Source organism: Parafrankia discariae (genome assembly GCF_000373365.1).
GTDB lineage: Bacteria > Actinomycetota > Actinomycetes > Frankiales > Frankiaceae > Parafrankia > Parafrankia discariae.
Genome location: NZ_KB891109.1, coordinates 1 through 9,325 on the forward strand (window position 1 = coordinate 1; position 9,325 = coordinate 9,325).

Annotated in this window: 1 protein-coding gene; it reads right to left on the reverse strand. The window is 77.7% G+C overall.

What is annotated here, in order from left to right; genetic code table 11:
- The coding region (locus tag B056_RS35170; RefSeq protein ID WP_018500784.1) for a type I polyketide synthase at positions 1 to 9,289 on the reverse strand (9,289 nt) is incomplete at its 3' end.
- Between the last annotated feature and the right edge of the window lie 36 nt (positions 9,290 to 9,325).

Below are 9,325 nucleotides of genomic sequence, written 5' to 3' on the forward strand. Positions count from 1 at the left end.
CACCACCCGACGCGACCAGCTCCCACAACTCCTCGGGAGAGGAGACCCCACCCGGATAGCGACACGCCATCCCCACGATCGCCACCGGCTCGTCGTCGCCGGCGGCGGTCACCACCGCCGGGACGTCCACGGCGGCGACCCGCCCGGACAGCTCCCCGGCGACGAACTCGGCGAGGGCGGTCGCGTTCGGGTAGTCGAAGACGAGGGTCGCCGGCAGCCGCAGGCCGGTCCCGGTGGACAGCCGGTTGCGCAGTTCGACGGCGGTCAGCGAGTCGAAGCCCAGCTCGCGGAACGCCCGGGTCGCCGGGATGTCCTCGGGCGCGGGATAGCCGAGCACGTCCGCGGCGTGACCGCGCACGGCGTGCAGGGCGACGCGCAGCCGTTCGGCCTCGTCGGCCCGGCCGAGGCTCTCGGCCAGCGACGGCCCGGCGGCGCCGGCGGTGTCGGCGACGCGGCGTGCCGGTCGGATGAGGCTGTGCAGCAGGGGCGGCAGGTGTCCGGCGGCCCGCAGGCCCGCGAGGTCCAGCCGGATGGGCACGGCGAGGCCCAGGTCGGCGGCGAGCGCCAGGTCGAGCAGGTCCAGGCCCTCCCGCGGGGAGAGCCCGCTGACGCCCGAGCGGGCGAGCCGGCCGCGGTCGGTGTCGGCGAGCGCGCCGGCCATGCCGCCGTCGGTGGCCCACAGGCCCCAGGCCAGCGAGGTTCCCGCCAGGCCCTGGTGGCGCCGCCAGGCGACGAACGCGTCCAGGAAGGTGTTGGCCGCGGCGTAGTTGGCCTGCCCGGCGTTGCCGAACACCCCCGACGCGGAGGAGAAGACCACGAACGCGGCCAGCTCCCGGCCGGCGGTCGCGGCGTGCAGGTTCAGCGCCGCGTCGACCTTCGACCGGAACACGGCCGCCAGCCGGCTCCCGGTGAGCGACGTCAGGATGCCGTCGTCGAGCACGCCGGCCACGTGCACCACCGCGGAGACCGGCTCGTCCCGCAGCAGCTCCCCGACGGCGGCGCGGTCGGCCAGGTCGCAGGCCGCCAGCCGCACCCGCGCACCGGCGGCCGCCAGCTCCTCGACCAGCTCGTCGGCGCCCGCCGCCGCCGCGCCGCGCCGGCTCACCAGCAGCAGGTCGGACACCGCGTGCGCGGCGACGAGGTGCCGGGTGACGACCGCGCCCAGTGTGCCCGTCGCCCCCGTCACGACCACCGTCCCCGTGCCCAGCGGCCCCGTGCCCAGCGGCCCCGTGCCCGGCGCCCCCGGTGAGACGGCGGCGGGCGGCGTGGGCCGGACCAGCCGTGGCTCGCGCAGTGCGCCGCCGCGCACCGCCGCCTGCGGCACGCCCGCGGCGACGGCGGCGCGCAGCAGCTGCCGGGTCCGTGGGAGGTCCGGGGCGGTGTCGACGTCCACCAGATGGAAGCGGTCCGGGTGCTCCAGCTGGGCGGTGCGCAGCAGGCCCCACAGGGCCGCGCTCGCCAGCCCGGGGAGCGGCTCGCCGCCGTCCACGGCCACCGCTCCCAAGGTGACCACCAGCAGCCGGGTGTCGGCCCAGCGCTCGTCCTCGGCCCAGGCCCGCGCGACGTCCAGCAGCGCGGCCGTGCGCGCGAGCACCGCCGCCGGGTCCACCGCCGGGTCCACCGCGGCCGTGCCGGCCGGATCGGTGCCGGCCAGGCTGGCCTCGGTGCAGTCGAGGAGGACGACGGCCGTGCCGGGGACCGGTTCGGGCAGACCGGCGGCCAGCGTCCACACCAGCCACGGGTCGGTGTCCGCGACCGGCGGGACGGTCTGCTCGATCCAGGTCAGCTCGAACAGGGAACGCGCGGCCGTGTCCTGCCCGCCGGTGCCCCGGTCGTCGCCGGCCGGCCGGAAGGCGAGCCCGTCGATGGTGGCGACCGTCCGGCCGGCGACGTCGGCCAGCTCCAGCCGCACCCCGCCCGCGCCGTCGCCCGTGGTGCCACCACCGGCCGGCGGTGCCCCGGCCGGCCGGATCCGGGCCCGCAGGACCGTCGTGCCGGTGGCGTGCGCCCGGACCCCGGAGAAGGCGAACGGCACCCGGGCCTCGGCGGAGGCATCCCGGCCGGAGCCCTCGTCACCGGAAGCCTCGTCACCGGAAGCGCCGTCGGCGGGAGTGGGCGTGCTGAGGATCAGGGCGTGCAGTACCGAGTCGAGCAGAGCCGGATGGAGGGCGAAGCCGTCCGCGGTGGCCGTCTCGGGTAGGTGGGCCTCGGCGTAGAGGTCCGGGCCGTGCCGCCAGGCGGCGGTGAGGCCCTGGAAGACCGGTCCGTAGCCGAACCCGGCGGCGGCGAGCACGTCGTAGACGCCGTCGGCCGGCACGGGCTCGGCGCCGGGCGGCGGCCACTGGGTGAGGTCGGCGGCACCCACCGCGCCGGGACCTGGCTCACCGGGGTGCTCTGCTCCGGGGTGTTCGGCCCGCAGGGTGCCGGCCGCGTTGGCGGTCCAGGCGTCGGCCGGGTCGGCGGTCTCGGGGCGGGAGTGGATGCTCACCGCGCGCTGCCCGGCTCCGTCGGGCCCGCCCACGGTCACCTGCACCCACACGGCCTCGTCGGGCGGCAGGACCAGCGGCCGGCGCAGGACGAGCTCGTCGACGACCGGCGCGCCGACCAGGTCGCCCGCGCAGAGCGCCAGATCGAGCAGGGCCGTGCCGGGGACGAGCACCTCGCCGAGCACGGCGTGGTCGGCCAGCCAGGGGAAGGCCCGCACCGACAACCGTCCGGTGAACAGCGTCCCCTCGCCCTGTGCCAGCGGCACGGCGGCGGCGAGCAGCGGATGTCCGGGCGCCGCCTGGCCGAGATCGGCTCCACCGGCCGCCAGGTCGGCGGGACGCGGCCAGAACCGCTGCCGCTGGAAGGCGTACGTGGGCAGGTCGAGCACAGCCGGGCCGGCGGCGGTCCCGGTGGCGTCGATGGCGCTCGCCCAGTCGACGTCGGTGCCGGCGACGAACAACGTGGCGAGCGCGGCGAGCAGCGTGCCGGTTTCGTCCCGCTCGCGGCGCAGGGCCGGGACGGCGGTCGCCTCCGGAGCGGTGTCGCGCACCATCGCGGTGAGGACGCCGTCCGGGCCGACCTCCAGGAACCGGGTGACGCCCTGCTCCGTCATCGTGCGGACGGCGTCGGCGAAGCGGACCGGCTGGCGTACCTGCGCCACCCAGTACTCGGGGTCGGACCACTGGCCGGGCCGCACCGCGGCGCCGCTGACGGTGGAGACGGCGGCCAGCCGCGGCTCGGCGAAGGCGAGGCCGCGGGCGACGGCGGCGAACTCGGCGAGCATCGGCTCCATCAGCGCCGAGTGGAACGCGTGGCTGACCCGCAGCCGGCTGGTCCGCCAGCCGCGCTCGGCGGCGAGGCCGGCGGCGGCGTCCAGCGCCTCGTGCGGGCCGGAGAGCACCACCGTGGCGGGCCCGTTCACCGCCGCCACGTCGATCTCCAGGCCGGCCTGTCCCTGGCTGGTCCGGTCCCGGTCGGCCTGGTCGAGCGCGGCCCGCACGTCGGCCTCGGTGGCGCCGACGGCGAGCATCCCGCCGCCGGCGGGCAGGGCCTGCATCAGCCGGCCGCGGGCGGCGACGAGCGCCGCGGCGTCGGCCAGCGAGAGCACCCCGGCCGCGTAGGCGGCGGTGACCTCGCCGATCGAGTGGCCGGCGACGACGTCCGGGGTGACGCCCCAGTCGCGCAGCAGTGCCAGCAGCGCGACCTCGACGGCGAACAGCGCCGGCTGGGCGTGGCCGGTGCGGTCCAGCGCCTCGGGGTGGGCGCGGATCACCTCGGCGATCGAGCCGGCGGGAGCGTCCGAGCCGGCGTTCGCGGCGGCGTTCGCGGCGGCGTTCGCGGCGGCGTTCGCCGTGATGTTCGCGCTGGTGGGGGCGTCGAGGTGTTCGTCCAGGTGGGCGCAGGCCTCGTCGAAGGCGGCGGCGAAGACGGGGAACGCGACGTACAGCCGGCCGCCCATGCCGAGCCGCTGCGCGCCCTGCCCGGTGAACAGCAGCGCGAGCCGGCCCTCGCCGGTCTGGCCGCGCACGACGTCGCCCGCCGGGCCGCCGTCGGCGAGCCGGGTGAGCTGGTCGAGCAGCTGGTCGCGGTCGGCGGCGAGCAGGACGGCGCGGTGCCCGAGCCGGGACCGGGTGGCGGTGGCGCGGGCGACGTCGCCCGGCGCCAGCTCGGGCCGCCCGGCGAGGAAGGCGCGCAGCCGCCCGGCCTGCTCCCGCAGCCCGGTCCGGTCGGTCGCCGACAGCAGGTAGGGCAGGACGGCACGGTCGGTGGACCCGCCGTCCGGCACGGAAGCCGGCGCGGAAGCCGACACCGGGGCCCGCGCGGGGACGGGTTCGGCCGGGGGCGGTTCTTCGATGATGACGTGGGCGTTGGTGCCGCTGACCCCGAACGAGGAGATCGCGGCGCGGCGCGGGCCGGGCCCGGACCACGGCTGGGCCTCGGTGAGCAGGCTGACCGCGCCCGCCGTCCAGTCGACGGCCGGGGAGGGCGCGTCGACGTGCAGGGTGCGGGGCAGCACGCCGTGCCGCAGCGCCTGCACCATCTTGATCAGCCCGGCCGCGCCGGCGGCGGACTGGGTGTGGCCGATGTTCGACTTGACCGAGCCGAGCCACAGCGGACGGTCCGCGGGCCGCTCCCGGCCGTAGGTCGCCAGCAGGGCCTGCGCCTCGATCGGGTCACCGAGGACGGTGCCCGTCCCGTGGCCCTCGACGGCGTCGACGTCCGCGGCGGCGAGCCCGGCGTTGGCCAGCGCCTGGCGGATCACCCGCTGCTGCGCGGGGCCGTTCGGGGCGGTCAGGCCGTTGCTCGCGCCGTCGGAGTTCACCGCGGTGCCGCGGACCACGGCGAGCACCGGATGGCCGTGCCGGCGGGCGTCGGAGAGCCGTTCGACCAGGAACAGCCCGACGCCCTCGGCCCAGCCGGTGCCGTCCGCGGCGGACGCGAACGACTTGCACCGCCCGTCGGCGGCCAGCCCGCGCTGCCGGCTGAACTCCCCGAACGTGCCCGGGGTCGACATGACGGTCACCCCGCCGGCGACCGCCAGGTCACACTCCCCGGACCGCAGCGCCTGCACGGCGAGGTGCAGCGCGACCAGCGACGACGAGCAGGCCGTGTCGACGGTGACCGCCGGGCCCTGCAGGCCGTAGGTGTAGGCGATCCGCCCGGAGGCCACACTGCCCGCGCTGCCGATGCCGACGTACCCGGAGAGGTCCTCGGGGACGTCCGCCAGCAGCGGCAGATAACCCTGGTTGGTGGTGCCGACGAACACGCCCACCGACGAGCCGTGCAGGCCGAGCGGGTCGAGTCCGGCGCGTTCGAAGGTCTCCCAGGAGACCTCGAGCAGCAGCCGGTGCTGCGGGTCCATCGCGAGCGCCTCACGCGGGCTGATCCCGAACAGGATCTGGTCGAACAGGTCGGCGTCGTGCAGGAAGCCGCCCTCGAACGCCCGCGGCGCGTCGGTCTCCGTCGGGTCGTAGAGGGCGTCGACGTCCCAGTGCCGGTTGGTGGGGAACGGGCCCACCGCGTCGGTGCCGGTGTCGACGACGCGCCAGAGGTCCTCCGGGGACGCGACCCCGCCGGGGAAGCGGCAGGCCATCGCGACGATGACGACCGGGTCGTCCTGGGCCGGCCCGCCCGGCCCGCCGGGGACGACCGCGGCGCGCACGGCCGCCGGGCCGGCGCCGGAGCCGAACGCCTCGGCATCCAGGAAGCGGGCCAGCTCCTCGCTGGTCGGGTAGTCGAACGCCAGCGTCGGCGGCAGCCGCAGCCCGGTCTCGGCGGCCAGCCGGTTACGCAGTTCGACGGCGGTCAGCGAGTCGAAACCCAGGTCGCGGAAGGGCCGCCGGGGGGCGATCGCCTCCCCGGAGGCGTAGCCGAGCACGGCCGCGGCGTGCGCGCGGACGAGGTCGCGCAGCGCCGTGTCGCGTTCGGCCGCGGTCAGCGCGGCCAGCCCGTCCCGCCAGCCGCCGCCCGCCCCGGCGCCGGCCGCGGGCGTCGCGTCCAGCGCGCGCACCTCCGGCAGGTCTTCGATGAGCGGTCGCCGGCGGGTGGCGGCGAACGTCTGCGCGAACCGCTCCCAGTGGACGTCCGCGACGACGACGGTGGCGTCGCGGGCGGCGACGGCCTGGCGCAGCGCGTCGATCGCCAGGTCGGGGGCGATCTCCGCCAGGCCGCGGCGGCGCAGGTCGTCCGCGGTCGAGCCGACGGAGGCCAGGCCGCCGCCCGCCCACGGACCCCAGGCGATCGAGGTGCCGGCGAGCCCGCGGGCCCGGCGCCGCTGCGCGATCGCGTCCAGGCCGGCGTTGGCCGCGGCGTAGGCGCCGCCCCAGCCGCTGCCCCAGGCGGCGGCGATCGACGAGAACAGGACGAACGCGTCCAGCGGAGTGTCGCCGAGCAGCTCGTCGAGGTGTCCGGCGCCGGTGGTCTTGCCGGCCAGGTAGGTGGCGAGCGCGGCGGTGTCGAGGTCGGCGAGCGCGCCGGTGCCGCCGACGCCGGCCGTGTGCACGACGGCCGAGAGCTGCTCGCCCGCGAGGCCGGCGAGGAGGTCGGCGACCCCTGCACGGTCGGCGAGGTCGCAGGCGAGCACGCTGACCCGGGCGCCGGCCTCGGTCAGCTCGGCGGCGAGCCGCTCGGCGCCGTCGGCCGCCGGCCCCCGCCGGCTGGCGAGCACGAGATGTTCGGCGCCGTTCGCGGCCGCCCACCGGGCGACGTGCGCCCCGAGCGCACCGGTGCCGCCGGTGACCAGCACGGTTCCGCGGGGCCGCCACCCGGCGCCGTCGTCACCGGCCGGGATGTGAGCGATGCGGCGGGCCCGGATCCCGGTGCGCCGGACCGCGATCTGGTCCTCGCCCTGGCGCTGGCCGGTGCCGGTGCCGGTGCCGGGCCGGCCGGCCGCGTCGAGGCCGGCGAGCGCGGCGGCGACGCGAGCGGCGCTGCGCTGGTCGAGCACGGTGGGCTGGTCGAGGTTCGCGGGCCGGTCTGGCTGGTCGGTCGGGGCGGGCAGGTCGATCAGGCCGCCCCAGCGGTCGGGGTGCTCCAGGCCGACGACCCGGCCCAGCCCCCAGACCTCGGCCTGCTCGACGCTGACCGGCGGGTCGGCCGGCCCGGTCGTCACCGCGCCTCGGGTGATGATCCACAGCGGGGCCTCGACGGCCGCGTCGCCGAGCGCCTGGACCAGCGCCAACGTCCCGCTCAGCGCTCTGCTCACCACGGGGTGCGCGGGGTCGGGGGCGGTGTCGTCGGCGAGCAGCGACACGACGCCGGCGAGCCGGCCGGCGGTGGCCGCGTCGGTGGCGGTGACGGTGGCCGCGTCGGTGGCTTCGGTGGCGGTGGCGGTGGCGGCCAGCAGCCGCTCGGCGAGCACGGCCCGGTCGGTGCACCCGGGAACGGTCACCACCTCGCCGCCGTGCGCGCCGATCAGCCTGGCGATCCCCGCCACGCCGCTGCCCTCGGCCACGCCGCTGCCCTCGGCCGCGGCGGTGCCCTCGGCCGCGGCGGTGCCCTCGGGTGCGACGAGCAGCCAGGTGCCGGTCAGGGTGGTCGTGCCCGGGTCGGCGAGTGGTCGCCACTGCTCGCGGTAGCGCCAGGAGTCGACGACGTCCTGACTCCGGCGGCGGCGCCGCCAGGCACGCAGCGCCGGCACGACGGTGTCGAGCGTCCCCGCCTGCGAGTCGGCGTCGAGACGCAGCTCCCGGGCCACCGCGCTGAGATCGTCGCGTTCCACCGCGGCCCAGAAGCCGGCGGCCGCGCTGTCGCCTGGCCGGGCGTCCTGCGCCGGGGTGGCGGTGCGCAGCCAGTACCGCTGCCGCTGGAAGGGGTACGTCGGCAGGTCGACGAGGGACGTCCCGGTGCCGGCGAGCGCGCCGGCCCAGTCGACGCCGGTGCCGTGGACGAACAGTTCGGCGAGCGCGGCGAGGAAGGTGCCGGCCTCGTCCCGCTCGCGGCGCAGGGTCGCCACCGCGACGATGTCCGGCCGGATCTCGGCGGCCAGCGCGGTGAGCACGCCGTCCGGGCCGATCTCCAGGATCCGGGTGACGCCCTGGGCGGCCATCGTCGCGACCGCGTCGGCGAAGCGGACCGGGCGGCGCACCTGCGCCACCCAGTAGGCCGGATCCGACCACTCCCCGGTGCCTACGGGCTGACCGGTGACAGTGGAGACGGCGGCGCTTGTCGGCTCGGCGAACGACAGGCCGCGTACGACCGCCTCGAACTCGGCGAGCATCGGCTCCATCAACGCCGAGTGGAACGCGTGGCTCACCCGCAGCCGCCCGGTCTTCCACCCACGGCCAGCCGCGACCCCCGCGGCCTGGTCGATCAGGTCGAGCGGGCCGGAGAGCACCACCGAGCTCGGCCCGTTCACCGCCGCCACATCCAGCGCCAGCTCCGCCGCCGCCAGTGCGGCGAGGACATCGGCCTCCGCCGCACCGACCGCCAGCATCCCGCCGCCCGCCGGCAACCCCTGCATCAACCGACCCCGCGCCGCCACCAGCGCCGCCGCGTCCGCCAGGTCGAGAACCCCCGCCGCATACGCGGCCGTGACCTCACCGATCGAATGCCCGGCCACCACCTCCGGGTCCACACCCCACGACCGCACCAGCGCCAGCAACCCCACCTCGACCGCGAACAGAGCCGGCTGCGCATACCCCGTCTGATCCAGCGCAGCGGCGTCCTCCCCGTCCACCACGCCGCGCAGCGGGCGATCCAGGTGGACGTCCAGCAGGCCGCACACCTCGTCATAGGCAGCCGCGAACACCGGGAACACCGCGGCCAGCTCCCGGCCCATCCGCAACCGCTGAGCGCCCTGGCCGGTGAACACCACACCGAGGCGGCCCGGCTCCGCGCCGGCGCGGCTGATCCCGGCGGCGGGCCGGCCGGTGGCCAGAGCGGTGAGGCCGTCGACCAGTTCGGCCGGGCCCGCGGCCAGGACGACGGCCCGGTGCTCCAGCACCGCGCGGCTGGTCAGCGACCGGGCGACGGCGTCCACCGGGACCGGCCCGCGTGCGACCGGCTGCCCGGCGAGGAGAACGCGCAGCCGCTCGGCCTGGGCGGCGAGTGCCTCCTCCGTCCGGGCGGTGAGCACGATCGGCGTGACCGGCAGCGTCAGCGGGGCCGCGGGGGGCGCCGTGGCGGGCGGGTCGGCCGGCGGGGCCTCTTCCAGGATGACGTGCGCGTTCGTCCCGCTGATCCCGAACGACGAGACTCCGGCCCGGCGCGGACGGTCCGCAACCGCCGCCCACGGCCGGGCCTCGGTCAGCAGCTCCACCGCGCCCGCCGACCAGTCCACCTGCGGCGACGGCGCATCCACATGCAACGTCCGCGGCAACACCCCATGCCGCATCGC